Below are 14,743 nucleotides of genomic sequence, written 5' to 3'. Positions count from 1 at the left end.
TATTTTTCGTCCCAACCGAAATGGGTCACTCTCTGAACGCAATTCACAGGCGGCCTGAAGCCTTCAAGGCGAGATAGGCATCTGCCAGAGCCGGCGCCAATTCACTCGGGGGCGCATCGATCACTGTTACGCCGTGGCGTGACAGGCGTTCTGCGGTACGCCGACGTTCCTCTTGAGCCTGTGCTGCTGCGGCAGCTCCGTATACGGCTTCCGCATTTCCTCGGCCAGCGGCCATGTGATCGACCTGGGGGTCTGAAACAGATGCCGCGATAACTGCATGGCGCTTCGTGAGTTGAGGCAGCACAGGGAGAAGGCCTTCTTCCATAGGAGCTGCATCAAGGCTGGTGAGAAGTACGACCAGAGAGCGCCGCGGGGCAGTCTTCAGGACTGTGGCGGCCAGAGTTCTTGCATCGGTTTCGACGAGCTCCGGTTCGAGGGCAGCCAGGGAGTTGACCAGCGCGGGCAGGAGTTCGTTCGCAGTTCGGCCCTGAACGAGGGTGCGGATCCGCCTGTCATAGGCCAGGAGATCGACGCGGTCGCCCGCCCTGGTGGCCAGGGCCGCTAGTAGGAGTGCCGCGTCCATCGATGCGTCGAGGCGAGGTGCGTCACCCACGCGGCCGGCTGACGTGCGGCCGGTGTCTAGGACCAGGAGGATGTGGCGGTCCCGTTCGGGACGCCAGGTGCGTACGGCGACGGCCGATTGGCGGGCGGTGGCTCGCCAATCGATGGACCTCGTGTCATCGCCGGGAACGTAGTCGCGGAGGCTGTCGAACTCTGTGCCCTCGCCGCGAGTCAAGACGCTGGTGCGACCGTCGAGTTCGCGCAGACGGGACAGCTTTGACGGCAGGTGCTTGCGGCTGTGGAACGCCGGCAGGACGCGGAGTGTCCAAGGGATTTTGTGGCCGCCTTGGCGCGCGATGAGGCCCAGAGGGCCGAGGGAACGGACCGTGACACGTTCTGCCTGGTGGTCACCACGGCGGGATGGGCGGAGTCTCGTCGTGATCCTGCGTCGCTCGCCGGGCGGGACCATGAGGCGTTGACGGGAGGCCGTGGGCTCCTTGCCGGGCAGCTGGCTGCTGGGCGGCCACGCATCGCGAAGCCGGGCGCGGAGCGGGCGTCTTGATGGGTTCGCAACGTTCAGGGAGACCTCGGCGTCCTCGCCAAGTCGAACATTTGTGTCACCGGATCGAGTGAAACGGAGCCTTCGCACTGGCGCGGCGAGGGCGTAGTCGCACATCATTGCCAGTGCGAGAGGGGAATTGACGGCGAGAATCCCTGTCCAGCTCGGCTCGATGAAGCCGACAGGGATCGTGCCGATGGCCGCGAGAAGAGCGGCGCGTCCTGTGGGGACCATGAGCAGTGGCCTCAGCGGGGTACGGGGACGTTGGTGAGGATCGCGCTGATCACAGAGTCAGCGGTGACTCCCTCCATCTCGGCCTCGGGACGCAACTGAACCCGGTGTCGCAACGTAGGCAGAGCAAGAGCTTTCACATCGTCCGGGATCACGTAGTCCCGACCAGTGAGCCAAGCCCAGGCGCGTGCAGTGGCCAGCAAAGCAGTAGCCCCACGGGGCGAGACGCCGAGAGTGAGAGACGGCGATTCGCGGGTGGCGCGGCAGATGTCGACAACATAGCCGGTGATCTCAGGGGAGACGGACGTCTTGGCGACCGATACGCGGGCCGCTTCAAGGTCTGCAGGGCCGGCAACGGGCCGGACGCCCGCCGCCTGAAGGTCTCGCGGATTGAAGCCGTCCGCGTGGCGGGTCAGTACGGCGATCTCGTCCTGCCGTGATGGAAGCGCGACGTTGAGCTTGAGGAGGAAGCGGTCGAGCTGGGCCTCGGGAAGGGGGTAAGTGCCCTCGTACTCGACCGGGTTCTGAGTTGCTGCGACGAGGAACGGCTCTGGAAGCGGGCGAGGCGTGCCGTCGACCGTGACCTGACGCTCCTCCATCGCCTCCAGGAGGGAGGACTGCGTCTTCGGCGGGGTGCGGTTGATCTCGTCGGCCAGCAGGAGATTCGTGAACACCGGGCCAGGCTGGAAGGAGAACTCCGCAGTACGCGCGTCATAGACGAGGGAACCGGTGACGTCGCTGGGCATCAGGTCGGGAGTGAACTGGACGCGCTTGGTGTCGACGTCGAGAGCAGCCGACAGGGCCCGCACGAGGAGAGTCTTGGCGACGCCAGGGACGCCCTCGAGCAGGACGTGACCTCGGCACAGCAGAGCGACCACAAGGCCCGTGACGGCAGGGTCCTGGCCGACCACGGCCTTGGCGATCTCGGTGCGCAGAGCCTCCAGGGAGGAACGGGCGGCGTCCGCGTTCCCTGCGGAGTCTGCGATCGGGGCGCTCATGAGGTGCGTACCTCTCTTTCGAGGGCGTCGAGTCGGTCGGCGAGAGTGATCAGAGCAGCGTCGTCGGGAGGGGGAGACCCGAAGAGGAGATCAGGCAGATCGGCGTAGCTGTCGGGGAGTTGGGCGGACACGGCAGGGAGCAGCGTCTCCGGGGCGTGGGCGCGGGCCTGCGGGACGCCTACAAGTGGGGCCAGGCGAATGCGGGTGGCGGAGCGAAGAGCCTTCGCGGCGCGGTCGCGTGCCCTGGCCTTGCTGTACAGGCGGGCCCTGCCCTCCACGGCTTCGGAGGCGCGGATCGTCACGGGAAGGCGTTCCTGCACCAAGGGGCCGAAGCGGCGGCCGCGCCAGAGGGCGGCAAGTACGGCGGCGACCGTGAGCTGCAGGGCACCCCAGCTCCAGCCGGACGGAATGAGGTCGAAGAAGCTGCGGTCGCCGTCCGCGGCGGCCGAAGAGTCACTGAGCGAGGGGAGGTACCAGACGAGATGCGGGCGGGAGCCGAGGAGTTGAAGGGCGAGGGACGCGTTGCCGTGCTCGTCGAGGCGGTCGTTGTAGAGGATGTCCGGGGCGCCGAGGAGGACGGTGTCCCCGGAGCCGGACGGAATGCGAAGGAGGGTGGGGAGGCCTTCGCTCGTGTAGCAGGACGTGGTGGCCGTGAGGGTCGAGTCGTAGCGGATGCCGCCGGTGTCGGCGCTGCCTGCCCGGCGGGCCTCGGGGAGGGAACAGGCGGGCTTGAGCGTCGTCTTGTCGCTTGGCTGCATGGCGCTGACACCAGGTGCGAGACCTGGGAGGGAGGGCTTCCCGGGGGCCACCAGGACAGTGCGGCCGGACGAGCGCTTCGTCGCGGAGCGGAGGGCCGACTGCTGCTTCTTCGTGAGCAGGTCGGGGTTGGCGATCAGCAGAGTGGTGTCCGGGCCCGCGGCTGCGGCGGCGGCCTTGCTCGTGGTGACCACGCGGGTGGATACGTCCCGGTCGGCGAGGAGTTCGGCCACAGCTCGGCTGCCGTAAGGGTCTGCCGCGCGGGGGTCGAGCCGGCCGTGGTGGCCGCCCGAGCGGATGGCGGCGATGGCGATGCCGGCGGCGAGCAGGACGACGAAGCCGAGGAGGAGCCCGCGCGTACGGGCCCACACCTGGCGAGGAGTTGTGGAGACCGAGGTGGAGGCGGCGGCTTCGGTCATTCGGCGGCCCCTGGAGAGGGGGCGAGGACGGGCTGGGTGCGTTCGATGTCCCGGTCGAGGTCGGCGATCCGGCGATACGCGCGCTCGTCGGCGCTGCGTCCGCCGTACGTGACGTCGTCGAAGTCGCGGGCTGCCGTGTGCAGTCCGGCCTCGTGGGAGGGCAAGGAGCGGGCGGCCTCGGAAGCGGCTTCGTCGGCGGTGCGGCCGGGCCGGGGATCGAGGAGGGCGCGCTCTTCGAGGGAGCGTACGACGGCGCGCATGCGTTCCTGCAGGGCCTGGCTCCACTGCTGGTCCGCTGCGTGGGCCTCGGCGGCCGCGCGGTGCTCGGCGGCGCTGCGGGGGCGGTCGTCGAAGACGGGGGCGGAGGACGACGGGGCGCGGTGGGGAGTCCCCAGGCGCCACCACAAGGCGCCCAGGAGGAGCAGCACGACCAGGACGAGCACGACGACTCCGACGGCGCCGCCGGGAGTTGCCCCCGCGGCGGCGTCGAAGAGGTCGCCGACCCACTCCCAGAAGCGGTCGAGGGCTCGCTGGAGGAGGCTCGGATCGTTCTCGTGGTACATCGGCCTGGACAGTTCGCGCTCCGCGGCTTCCCGTGCCGGAACGCGCTCGATGGTGACCGGCGGTTCGTCGCCGGACAGCGGCAGCACGACCCCCGCCCCGTGGAATCCCCCCGCCGTCGTCACCGCATCAACTCCCGGGTGTGGTGCCGGGGGAGGGGGAGCCGTAGCCCTGGACGCCGGCGGCGCGGGCCAGCTCCAGGTCGAGGGCCTCGCGGCGGATCCGCAGATCGATGTACAGGAGCACCGAGACGCCCGCAGTGATGGGGAAGGCGAGCATGGAGCCGATGACGGAACCGATGCCCGTGATGATCAGGAACGTCCAACCGACGTTCCCGGCACCGCTGTTGAGGAACCCGCTGACTCCGTCGCCGCTGAGGGCCACGGCGACGGCGGTGAACGGGATCAGGATGACCGACACCACGATGTTCACGAGGATCGCCGCCAGCAGCTGGATGCCGAAGACCCGCCACCACGAGCCCTGGACGAGCTTCGCGGAACGGCCGAGGGCCTTGCGTACGGTCTGCTTCTCCAGCATCAGCGCGGGCGAGGAGAGGGAGAACCGGACCATCAGCCAGATGGTGACGATCAGTCCGCCGAGCCCGCCCAGGAGCGCGAGCGACGTACCCGCCCGACCGGCGCCCGCGATGGCGACGAGGATGCCGGGCAGGGTGCCGACGGTGACGATGGCGGCGGCCAGCAGGGGCAGCAGGAAGGTGAGCCCGAGAAGACGCGGGAGCTGCGGCCGGGCGTCGCGCCAGGCCTCACCGGTGGTCACCGGCTTACCCAGGACGGCGCGGCTGGTGACCATGGTGAGCAGCGCGGTGACGACGAAACTGCCGAGCAGGGACACCAGGAGGATGACGCCGGAGTCGAGGAGCGTGGTGGTCAGGGCGTTGGTGAGCTCCTCGACCGTGGCGCTCGGGTCGCTGAGGGCGTCGGTGGTGGCCTGCGAGTTGAGGACGAGGCCCTGCAGCAGGACGACGATCAGCTCCGTGACCAGGGCCACGGCGAGGGAGATGCCCAGGACGGTGCGCCAGTGGGCGCGCATCGTGGAGACGGCTCCGTCGAGGATCTCGCCGACGCCGAGCGGGCGGAGCGGGATGACGCCGGGCTTCGCCGCGGCAGGCGGTGCGCCCCAGCCTCCGCCGCCCCAGCCACCGCGCGGCTGACCGGGCTGGCCGGGAGGCCCACCGGGGCCGCCGCCCCAACCGCCCTGACCACCCGGGCCGCCCGAGGGCGGGGGCGTCTGGCCAGGGCCGGGAGCGCCGGGCGCCGACCACTGGGCGGGCGGAGGCTGTTCCTTGGACCACTTGGAGCTCGGCCCGTCCTGAGGGGCGGTCGGCTCGGCGGGGCGGGGAGTCTCCCCGTCCGGTCCTTCGGAGGGGGTGGATCCGGGCGAGGCCCAGCCCGGAGTGTCGTTCATCGTCGCTCCTTCACGGTGCACGACCGCGGTTGCGGCGGCAGGTTGGCTGCCATCGTGCCACGGTGTGCTCGTTCGGGGACGGGGTGCTGGATGAGCTGCTTACCTTCAATTGTCCGACAGGGAAAGGGCAGACTGGGCGGATGGCTGATCAGTACGCGCAATCCCACGAGGACGGCGGGCGGATACGGATCCCTTCGATCCGCTGGGACTCCTCGCCTCAGGGGCCGGTGGTGGTCCTGCTCGACCAGACCCGGCTGCCGACCGAGGAAACCGAGCTGGCGTGCAAGGACGTGCCGGCGCTGGTGCAGGCGATCCGGTCGCTGGCCGTGCGGGGAGCGCCGCTGCTCGGGATCGCCGGTGCGTACGGGGTCGCGCTCGCCGCCGCGCGGGGGCACGACGTGGACGAGGCGGCCGAGGCGCTCGCGACGGCGCGGCCCACGGCGGTGAACCTGGCCCGTGGAGTGCGCCGGGCGCAGGCCGCGTACCGAGCCGCCGTCGTGAGCGGAGCCGGGCAGCCGGAAGCCGCGGCCAGAGCGCTGGCCGAGGCGAAGGCGCTGCACGCGGAGGACGCGGACGGAAGCCGACGGATGGCCGAGCACGGCTTGGCGCTGCTCGACGAGCTGCTGGCGGCCGGAGGCTCCGCTCCCGGAAGCCGCCCGGCGGCCGGGGGCCACTCAGTGGCGGGCTCCGCGCGCACAAGCGGCCCGGCATCCGGAGGCGGCGGCTACCGGATCCTCACGCACTGCAACACCGGCGCCCTGGTCTCCGGCGGCGAGGGCACCGCGCTGGCCGTGGCGCTCGCCGCGCACAGGGAGGGGCGGCTGCGGCGGCTGTGGGTGGACGAGACGCGGCCGCTGCTGCAGGGCGCCCGGCTCACGGCGTACGAGGCGGCGCGGCACGGCATGCCGTACACGTTGCTGACGGACAACGCGGCGGGTTCGCTGTTCGCTGCGGGGGAGGTGGACGCGGTGGTGATCGGGGCGGACCGGATCGCGGCCGACGGTTCGGTGGCGAACAAGGTGGGGAGCTATCCGCTCGCCGTGCTCGCCCGCTATCACCACGTGCCGTTCATCGTGGTGGCGCCGGTCACGACGGTGGATCCGGATACGCCCGGCGGGGCCGCGATCGAGGTCGAGCAGCGGGCGGGACAGGAAGTGACGGAGGTCATGGTGCCGCCGCTGCCGGGGGTCGGCGGGGTGCCGGAAAGCCGCTCTGTGGCGCCCGCGGGGACGCGGGCGTACAACCCGGCGTTCGATGTGACGCCGCCGGAGCTGGTGACGGCGATCGTCACCGAGTACGGGGCCGTCTCGCCGGTGACCGCCGACGGGCTCGTGGAGCTGTGTGACAGGTCACGCCAGGTAACGATTAGCTAATGGGATGATGTCAGTCATGAAGGGACGAGTCCTTGTCGTCGACGACGACACAGCACTGGCCGAGATGTTGGGCATCGTGCTCCGTGGTGAGGGTTTTGAGCCGTCGTTCGTAGCTGATGGCGACAAGGCGCTGGCTGCCTTCCGTGAGACCAAGCCGGATCTGGTGCTGCTCGATCTGATGCTGCCCGGTCGGGACGGCATCGAGGTGTGCCGCCTGATCAGGGCGGAGTCCGGGGTGCCGATCGTGATGCTCACGGCGAAGAGCGACACCGTCGATGTGGTGGTGGGCCTCGAGTCGGGCGCCGACGACTACATCGTGAAGCCGTTCAAGCCCAAGGAGCTGGTGGCCCGTATCCGGGCCAGGCTGCGCAGGTCGGAGGAGCCGGCGCCGGAGCAGCTGGCGATCGGTGACCTGGTGATCGACGTGGCCGGTCACTCCGTGAAGCGGGACGGCCAGTCGATCGCGCTGACGCCGCTGGAGTTCGACCTGCTGGTGGCGCTGGCCAGGAAGCCGTGGCAGGTGTTCACGCGTGAGGTGCTCCTCGAGCAGGTGTGGGGCTACCGGCACGCGGCGGACACGCGCCTCGTGAACGTGCATGTGCAGCGGCTGCGCTCGAAGGTCGAGAAGGACCCCGAGCGCCCGGAGATCGTCGTGACGGTCCGCGGTGTCGGCTACAAGGCCGGACCCAGCTGACATGTCCCGGGACAGTGCCGCTTCGGCGCCCGGGGAGCCGGGGAACCGCCAGGGGCGGCCGGTGAGCCCGACAGGGCGCACCCCCCGGTTCGGGCGGCTGATCGACGGTGGGCTGCTGCTGCAGGACGGTGTGCAGGGCAGCCCGGTGTTGCGGCTGTTCTCCCGCTGGGTGCGGCGACCGCTGCTGCCGGTGATGCGGCTGTGGCGGCGCAACATCCAGCTGCGGGTCGTCGCGGCCACCCTGGTCATGTCGCTCGGAGTGGTCCTGCTGCTCGGCTTCGTGGTCATCGGGCAGGTGCGCAACGGCCTGCTCGACGCCAAGGAGAAGGCTGCACAGATCCAGGCGACCGGCGGTTTCAAGGTCGCCCAGGAGAACGCGGCGGACAGTCAGGGCGCGGGCGCCGGCGGCGCCGCCAACAACATGGGCAAGCAGAACGCGGTCCTGTGGCGCTCCGACCTGGTCACGCAGCTGTCGAGCGGCGGCCAGAGCGCGTTCCACGTGGTGGCGCTCGCCGCGGGCAGTGACGCCGGACGGGGCCGCGGACCGCGTGCCTCCGGTTACGTCGACGCGCTGAAGAGCGTCCCGAACGAGCTGCGCACGCAGGTCGACCGAGCCGACGGCGCGTACCAGAGCTTCTCCCGGATCGTGTACACGGAGTCGGGGCCGGACCCGGTCGCCGGCCTTGTCGTCGGCAAGCGGCTGACGGACATCAACAACGATCCGTACCAGCTGTACTACCTCTTCCCGCTGACGCAGGAGGAGAAGTCGTTGAGCCTGGTCAAGGGCACCTTGGCCACGGCCGGGCTGTTCGTGGTGGTGCTGCTCGGGGCGATCGCGTGGCTGGTCGTGCGGCAGGTCGTCACGCCGGTGCGGATGGCGGCGGGGATCGCGGAGCGGCTGTCCGCCGGGCGGCTCCAGGAGCGGATGAAGGTCACCGGCGAGGACGACATCGCCCGGCTCGGCGAGGCCTTCAACAAGATGGCGCAGAACCTGCAGCTGAAGATCCAGCAGCTGGAGGACCTGTCGCGGATGCAGCGCCGGTTCGTCTCGGACGTGTCGCACGAGCTGCGTACGCCGCTGACGACGGTACGGATGGCCGCCGATGTCATCCATGAGGCGCGGGTGGACTTCGACCCGGTCACCGCGCGGTCGGCGGAGCTGCTCGCGGACCAGCTGGACCGGTTCGAGTCGCTGCTCGCGGACCTGCTGGAGATCAGCCGCTTCGACGCGGGCGCAGCGGCGCTCGAGGCGGAGCCGACGGACCTGCGGGACGTCGTACGGAGAGTGGTCGGCGGCGCCGAGCCGCTGGCGGAGGCGAAGGGCGGCCGGATCCGGGTCGTCGGCGACGAGCAGCCGGTCGTGGCGGAGGCGGACGCGCGCCGCGTGGAGCGGGTCCTGCGCAACCTCGTGGTGAACGCGGTGGAGCACGGCGACGGCAAGGACGTGGTCGTACGCCTCGGCGCTGCGGGAGGCGCGGTCGCGGTCGCGGTGCGGGACTACGGCGTGGGCCTGAAGCCGGGGGAGGCGACGCGGGTCTTCAACAGGTTCTGGCGCGCCGACCCGGCACGCGCGCGTACGACCGGTGGCACGGGTCTCGGCCTGTCCATCGCGCTCGAGGACGCGCGGCTGCACGGCGGCTGGCTGCAGGCCTGGGGTGAGCCCGGCGGCGGTTCGCAGTTCCGCCTGACGCTGCCGCGCACCGCGGACGAGGCCCTGCGAGGCTCCCCGATACCGCTGGAGCCGGACGACTCGCGCCGCAACAGCGCCCGCAAGGAAGCGGGCCGTACGGCCGACGGTGAGCAGGGCAAGCAGGCGACGGTGCCGGCCCAGCCGGTGGCCGAGCGCGCGCCGGTGGCCGTGCCGCCGACCGCGTCGACGCTGCTCGCGCCCCCGCCCAGCGCGGACCCGACGGCGCTGCCGGGCAGCGGGGCACGCGTCGTACCGCGGCAGGTCGGCGCACCGGAGACGTCAACGGCCCCCGTAGCCAAGTCGGTTGAGGCAAAGCCGGAGCCTGAGGCGGAAGCAGCACCAGAGCCGAAGCCTGAGCCGAAGGCAGCGCCGGAGACAGAGCCAGAGGCAGAGCCACAGTCGGAACGCGAAGCACCGGCACCGAGAGCGGCGGAAGAGGAGAGTGCGCGTGGGCGCTGATCGTGGACGGTCCGGGCTCATCCGCTCCTCGCGTACCGCCGTGGTGTTCGCGTGCGCCGCGGTGGTGCTCGCCGGGTGTGCCTCCATGCCGGACAGCGGGGGCGTCGAGCATGTGGACGCCTCGCCGCAGGAACCGCAGGTGCAGGTCTTCGCCGTGCCGCCGCAGAAGGACGCGAGCCCTTCGGAGATCGTCGAGGGCTTCCTCGAGGCGCTGACCAGCGACGATCCGGAGTTCTCGACGGCCAGGAAGTACCTGACCAAGGAGGCGTCGCAGCGCTGGGAGCCGGAGCGGTCCACGACGGTCCTGGCCGACGGCCCCAACACGGACTCGACGCGTACGAGAACGGACCCGGACGGGGACGGCTATCTGTACGCGCTGACGGGCCGGATGATCGGCACGGTCGACGACGAGCACGCGTATCTGTCGGAGCAGGGGCAGTACTCCTCGCTGGTGCATCTCGTCCGGCAGGACGGCGACGAGTGGCGGATCGACGTTCCGCCGAACGGCGTGGTGCTGGCGCAGTCGGACTTCGAGCGCCTCTATCTGCCGGTCAACAAGTACTACTACGCGTCGCCTTCCTCGTCGGACGGCGGCGAGGTGCAGCAGGCGCCGGCGATGGTGGCCGACCCGGTGTACGTCCGCAAGCGGATAGACCCGGTGACGCAGGCGGTGCGTTCGCTGCTCGACGGCCCGACGAACTGGCTCGACAACGTGGCGGACTCCCGCTTCCCGTCGGGCATCGGGCTGAAGAAGGGCGTCAAGTCCCTTGCGCCGGACGACCAGAACTATCTGAAGGTCCCGCTGAACGAGCGGGCGAACGCCGTGAAACCCGACCGCTGCGCGAAGATGGCCGCTCAACTCTTCTTCACCCTCCGGGACTTGACGCCCGCGGGTATCGAGCAGGTGGAGCTGCAGCGCGCCGACGGCCGCAAGCTGTGCGCCCTCGACGCCGACCAGGCCGAGGCCAGCGCGCCCAACCGCTCGCTGAACGGCGCGGACTACCAGTACTTCATCGACGACAAGCACCGCCTGGTGCGGATGCCGAAGAACGACGACGAGGTGGAGCCGGTCCCCGGCCCGCTCGGCAACGGCGAACGGCAACTGCGCTCGGCCGCGGTGTCGCGTGCGGAGGACCGCGCGGCGGGGGTGTCGAACGACGGCCGCTCGCTGTACGTGGGGTCCCTGCTGTCCGACGAACGGCTGGAGAAGACCGAGGTCCGCAGCAGCGCCAAGCAGGAGAAGGACCGCCTGACGAAGCCGAGTTGGGACGGCCGCGGCGACCTGTGGGTGGCCGACCGGAACCCGCGCGACCAGCGACTGCTGTGGCTGGCGCAGGGCGGCGGGAAGCCCGTCGAGGTCAAGGTCGCCGGTCTGGGCGACGCCCGGATCAACGCCGTACGGGTGTCGGCCGACGGAGTGCGCGTCGCGCTGATCGTCGAGCACGACGGCAGGACCGAGCTGAAGATAGGCCGGGTCGAGCGGCAGGGCACGTCCGAGGACCCCGAGGTGTCGGTCGTCGAACTCCGGCCGGGCGCACCACAGATGGAGGACGTCACGGCCATGTCCTGGGCCGGCGGCAGCCGTCTCGTTGTGGTCGGCAAGGAGGCAGGCGGCGTCCAGCAGTTGCAGTACGTGCAGAGCGACGGCTCGGTCGTGCAGGACTCGACGCTGCCCGCGCTCACCGGCGTGACGGACATCGCGGCTTCGGAGGACGAGCGGCTGCCGATGGTCGCCCGCTCCGAGGAGGACGGCATCGTCCGACTGCCTCCGGGCGCGAACTGGCGCCCGGTGGTCAAGGACGGGTCGTCGCCGGTCTATCCCGGCTAGGCGACTGGCGCCAGGCGACTGGCGGCTGGCGACTGTGCTGCTCGGACGACTTCGCGGTTTGACGGTACGTCAAATCCCGTCACCCTAAGCCTACTTGGGATCCTCGCTCGGCTTCTGACCTGCGATTTCGACGCCCTCCCGGAAGTTATCCACAGGGGTGGCGGGGAGCTCGCCGCCTTGGCAGAGTGAACGGCATGCGGGGTTGGTGGCGCGACCTCGCCGACCTGGTGCTGCCCGCCGACTGCGCGGGCTGCGGGCGGCCCCGGACCCTCCTGTGCGACACCTGCCGGGCAGCGCTGTACGGCAGCGAGCCACGCCGTGCGCGACCCAACCACGAGCCGGCCGGACTGCCGGTGGTGCACGCGGCCGCGCCCTATGCGGACACGGTGCGCACCATCCTGCTCGCCCACAAAGAGCGGGGCGCCCTGGCACTGGCGGAGCCACTGGGCGCCGCCCTCGCAGGCGCGGTGAGTGCGGGGACCGGCCACGGCATCAGGCGCGGCGCGGATGAGGCGCGGGATACGTGGGACGTGTGGGACGACGAGAACGGGGGACACGGTGGAACCAACAGGGACGCCTCCGACGGAACCAGCGGGGGTTCCCATGGCGGTGCATATGGGGGTGCCTATGGGGGTGGTGCGTACGAATCGGAGGACCCGGTCCTGTCGGAGGACCCGGTCCTGCTGGTGCCCATGCCGTCGGCCGGGCGGGCCGTCGCCGCGCGCGGGCACGACTCAGTGCGGCGGATCGCCCGCGCCGCCGCGCGCGAGCTGCGGCGCACGGGCATCGGGGCCCAGGTGCTCCCCGCACTGCGACAGCGGCGCACCGTCGCGGACCAGTCGGGGCTCAACTCCCGGCAGCGGATGGCGAACATGAGCGGCGCGCTGGAGGTCGTGCCGGGCGCGGAACGGCTCCTCGCGGGCCGCAGCGTGGTCCTGGTCGACGACCTGATGACGACAGGCGCATCCCTGGCGGAAGGAGCCCGCGCTCTTGCCGCCGCAGGGACGCGAGTACGTGTGAGGAGAACACAAGTAACCCGAGCCGGAGGACAAGCCGGGTCGCGGGCAGCAAGTCGGGGCGGAACAGTGGATACAAGCGCACCCAACGCCCTGGCGGGAGCACCGAGAACGATCGAACACCGAGGAATGTTCCGGCTGCGCGCGGCGGTGATCGCCACTTCTCCGGATTCCTTCGAAATAAACCGGAACTGAGCGAGAACTTGCATCGTTGCAGGTAGTGAGAGTCGAAATACACCTGAACGGAGGTACGCCGCAGTAGAGGGTGACGACATCCGTCCGGGCGAGATATGTTCGGTTGTGAGGAAAGGCCAGCCGCCTGACCTCGTATATCGGAATGCTGGTGCGTGGATTTTCCGCAATCACCCGCACCGGTGGGGTGGAGATCTTGCCCATGGGGGAGGAGGAGGTGGAAGTCACCGAGTCCGTGACTCCGGGGTCACACCGGAGTCTGGTGCAAAAGGGAGACGCTCCGCCCAAGACCGCGGAGCGATCCGGGAACGGAGTTCTGCGTGGACATCGTCGTCAAGGGCCGCAAGACAGAGGTGCCCGAGCGGTTCCGCAAGCACGTGGCCGAGAAGCTGAAGCTGGACAAGATCCAGAAGCTCGATGCCAAGGTCATCAACCTCGACGTCGAGGTGTCCAAGGAGCCCAATCCGCGACAGGCCGACCGTTCTGACCGCGTAGAGATCACTCTGCGCACGCGCGGCCCGGTGATCCGGGCAGAGGCCTCGGCCAGCGATCCGTACGCTGCGCTCGACCTGGCCCAGGAGAAGCTGGAAGCACGACTGCGCAAGCAGCACAGCAAGCGCTCCACGCGCCGTGGCAACGGCCGACTCTCCGCGGCCGAAGTGGCCGACCGAGTCCCCGGCGCAGCCACCCTCAACGGCGACGGCACGCCCGTCCCGGCCGAAGAGGAAGAAGGCGTACCGACGAAGCGGATCGGTTCCCTCGAGATCCAGGGCGACGGCCCCATCGTCGTACGCGAGAAGACCCACGTCGCGACACCCATGTCACTCGATCAGGCGCTCTACGAGATGGAGTTGGTCGGGCACGACTTCTACCTGTTCGTCGACTCCGAGACCAAGGAACCCAGCGTCGTCTACCGACGCCACGCCTACGACTACGGCGTCATCCACCTCAGCACGGACCCGATGGTGTCGAAGGCCCAGTCGACCGCGCCCGGCGGCTCGCTCGGCGGCTGACCCTCGATGACAGCGACGGTGGTGCCCCTGGAGCGCATGTGCGCCCCCAGGGGCACCATCGTGCGACCCCTTCCGGCACAGGTGCGCCGTCGGGGCATGAAATCATGGCCGAGCAGGCCAACCCGTGTGCCACGGAAGCGGGTTGCGGCATCTTGAACAGGCCTCGGCCTTCAGGGGGAGGAACGATGGCGGGCACGTTTGGACCACTGCGTGACGAGGGTGCGGACGACGACGTCGTAAGCATCGGGACGGAGGCGGAAGCCCCACGGAAGGAGCCCATCCGGGTCCTCGTGGTGGACGACCACGCGCTCTTCCGGCGGGGGCTGGAGATCGTCCTTGCACAGGAGGAGGACATCCAGGTCGTCGGAGAGGCGGGGGACGGCTCCGAGGCCGTGGACAAGGCGGCCGACCTGCTGCCGGACATCGTTCTCATGGACGTCCGCATGCCCAAGCGCGGCGGCATCGAGGCGTGCACCGCCATCAAGGAAGTCGCCCCCAGCGCCAAGATCATCATGCTGACGATCAGCGACGAGGAGGCCGACCTCTACGACGCGATCAAGGCCGGTGCCACCGGCTATCTCCTCAAGGAGATCTCCACGGACGAGGTGTCGACCGCGATCCGCGCCGTCGCCGACGGCCAATCGCAGATCAGCCCCTCCATGGCGTCCAAGCTGCTCACCGAGTTCAAGTCGATGATCCAGCGCACCGACGAGCGCCGGCTCGTGCCCGCACCGAGACTCACCGACCGCGAGCTCGAAGTGCTCAAGCTCGTCGCCACCGGCATGAACAACCGGGACATCGCCAAGGAGCTGTTCATCTCCGAGAACACCGTGAAGAACCACGTGCGCAACATCCTGGAGAAGCTGCAGCTGCACTCCCGCATGGAAGCCGTGGTCTACGCGATGCGGGAGAAGATCCTCGAGATCCGCTGACACGCCGGGCCCGGCTGACACGCCGGACCCGGGGGA

12 protein-coding genes are annotated in these 14,743 nt (G+C 70.1%); 7 read left to right on the top strand and 5 right to left on the bottom strand.

The annotated features are described in order from the left end of the window. Positions 1–43: 43 nt before the first annotated feature. From ACIDOF_RS02935 to ACIDOF_RS02915, 5 genes are read right to left on the bottom strand one after another with little or no spacing between them, the layout of a single operon-like run. On the bottom strand, positions 44–1,354 hold the full coding sequence (locus tag ACIDOF_RS02935) for a DUF58 domain-containing protein (protein ID WP_409003996.1): 1,311 nt from the start codon (positions 1,352–1,354) through the stop codon (positions 44–46). Between the two features lie 11 nt (positions 1,355–1,365). Continuing rightward, positions 1,366–2,349 carry an AAA family ATPase gene (locus ACIDOF_RS02930; RefSeq protein WP_409003995.1) on the bottom strand — a complete coding sequence of 328 codons (984 nt, stop codon included), beginning with the start codon at positions 2,347–2,349 and terminating at the stop codon, positions 1,366–1,368. Then, entirely contained in the window at positions 2,346–3,524 is a 1,179-nt protein-coding gene (locus tag ACIDOF_RS02925; protein WP_409003994.1) for a DUF4350 domain-containing protein, read from the bottom strand. Before ACIDOF_RS02925 ends, ACIDOF_RS02930 begins: the two co-directional genes overlap by 4 nt. Then, positions 3,521–4,210 carry a DUF4129 domain-containing protein gene (locus ACIDOF_RS02920; protein ID WP_409003993.1) on the bottom strand — a complete coding sequence of 230 codons (690 nt, stop codon included), beginning with the start codon at positions 4,208–4,210 and terminating at the stop codon, positions 3,521–3,523. Before ACIDOF_RS02920 ends, ACIDOF_RS02925 begins: the two co-directional genes overlap by 4 nt. A 4-nt stretch (positions 4,211–4,214) precedes the next feature. Continuing rightward, positions 4,215–5,510, bottom strand: coding sequence for a hypothetical protein (locus tag ACIDOF_RS02915; protein WP_409003992.1), 1,296 nt, complete (start codon positions 5,508–5,510; stop codon positions 4,215–4,217). Positions 5,511–5,650: 140 nt separating this feature from the next. Between ACIDOF_RS02915 and ACIDOF_RS02910 the strand changes: the two genes are divergently transcribed. The 7 genes from ACIDOF_RS02910 to ACIDOF_RS02880 all read left to right on the top strand — a co-directional run bounded on the left by ACIDOF_RS02910 (position 5,651) and on the right by ACIDOF_RS02880 (position 14,707). Further along, positions 5,651–6,883 (top strand): S-methyl-5-thioribose-1-phosphate isomerase, encoded by a 1,233-nt coding sequence (locus ACIDOF_RS02910; RefSeq protein WP_409003991.1) that lies wholly within the window; start codon positions 5,651–5,653, stop codon positions 6,881–6,883. Positions 6,884–6,887: 4 nt separating this feature from the next. Next, a complete protein-coding gene (mtrA, locus tag ACIDOF_RS02905; protein WP_282537543.1) occupies positions 6,888–7,577 on the top strand; it encodes a two-component system response regulator MtrA in 690 nt (229 codons plus the stop codon). Between the two features lies 1 nt (position 7,578). Next, complete coding sequence (gene mtrB / locus ACIDOF_RS02900) at positions 7,579–9,726, top strand: MtrAB system histidine kinase MtrB (RefSeq protein WP_409003990.1); 2,148 nt, start codon at positions 7,579–7,581, stop codon at positions 9,724–9,726. Then, on the top strand, positions 9,716–11,554 hold the full coding sequence (locus ACIDOF_RS02895; protein WP_409003989.1) for an LpqB family beta-propeller domain-containing protein: 1,839 nt from the start codon (positions 9,716–9,718) through the stop codon (positions 11,552–11,554). The genes mtrB and ACIDOF_RS02895 overlap by 11 nt, the downstream gene beginning before the upstream one ends. Before the next feature lie 194 nt (positions 11,555–11,748). Beyond that, a complete protein-coding gene (locus tag ACIDOF_RS02890; RefSeq protein ID WP_409003988.1) occupies positions 11,749–12,765 on the top strand; it encodes a ComF family protein in 1,017 nt (338 codons plus the stop codon). 317 nt (positions 12,766–13,082) lie between these two features. Further along, a complete protein-coding gene (gene hpf / locus ACIDOF_RS02885; RefSeq protein ID WP_409003987.1) occupies positions 13,083–13,775 on the top strand; it encodes a ribosome hibernation-promoting factor, HPF/YfiA family in 693 nt (230 codons plus the stop codon). Positions 13,776–13,960: 185 nt separating this feature from the next. Further along, positions 13,961–14,707: a response regulator gene (locus ACIDOF_RS02880; RefSeq protein WP_409003986.1), complete on the top strand. Its 747-nt coding sequence runs from the start codon at positions 13,961–13,963 to the stop codon at positions 14,705–14,707. Positions 14,708–14,743: the final 36 nt, after the last annotated feature.

Source organism: Streptomyces sp. Da 82-17 (assembly GCF_046098215.1).
Classification (GTDB): domain Bacteria; phylum Actinomycetota; class Actinomycetes; order Streptomycetales; family Streptomycetaceae; genus Streptomyces.
Note: the sequence above shows the minus strand (reverse complement) of the source record. Positions and strands in the feature narration are given on the sequence as shown.

What these genes read in the sequence shown, in the direction of transcription:
- mtrA (WP_282537543.1), top strand. Translation starts at nt 6,888, where the DNA reads ATGATGTCAGTCATGAAGGGACGAGTCCTTGTCGTCGACGACGACACA.
- ACIDOF_RS02890 (WP_409003988.1), top strand. Translation starts at nt 11,749, where the DNA reads ATGCGGGGTTGGTGGCGCGACCTCGCCGACCTGGTGCTGCCCGCCGAC.
- mtrB (WP_409003990.1), top strand. Translation starts at nt 7,579, where the DNA reads ATGTCCCGGGACAGTGCCGCTTCGGCGCCCGGGGAGCCGGGGAACCGC.
- ACIDOF_RS02910 (WP_409003991.1), top strand. Translation starts at nt 5,651, where the DNA reads ATGGCTGATCAGTACGCGCAATCCCACGAGGACGGCGGGCGGATACGG.
- ACIDOF_RS02925 (WP_409003994.1), bottom strand. Translation starts at nt 3,524, where the DNA reads ATGACCGAAGCCGCCGCCTCCACCTCGGTCTCCACAACTCCTCGCCAG.
- ACIDOF_RS02880 (WP_409003986.1), top strand. Translation starts at nt 13,961, where the DNA reads ATGGCGGGCACGTTTGGACCACTGCGTGACGAGGGTGCGGACGACGAC.
- ACIDOF_RS02930 (WP_409003995.1), bottom strand. Translation starts at nt 2,349, where the DNA reads ATGAGCGCCCCGATCGCAGACTCCGCAGGGAACGCGGACGCCGCCCGT.
- ACIDOF_RS02915 (WP_409003992.1), bottom strand. Translation starts at nt 5,510, where the DNA reads ATGAACGACACTCCGGGCTGGGCCTCGCCCGGATCCACCCCCTCCGAA.
- ACIDOF_RS02935 (WP_409003996.1), bottom strand. Translation starts at nt 1,354, where the DNA reads ATGGTCCCCACAGGACGCGCCGCTCTTCTCGCGGCCATCGGCACGATC.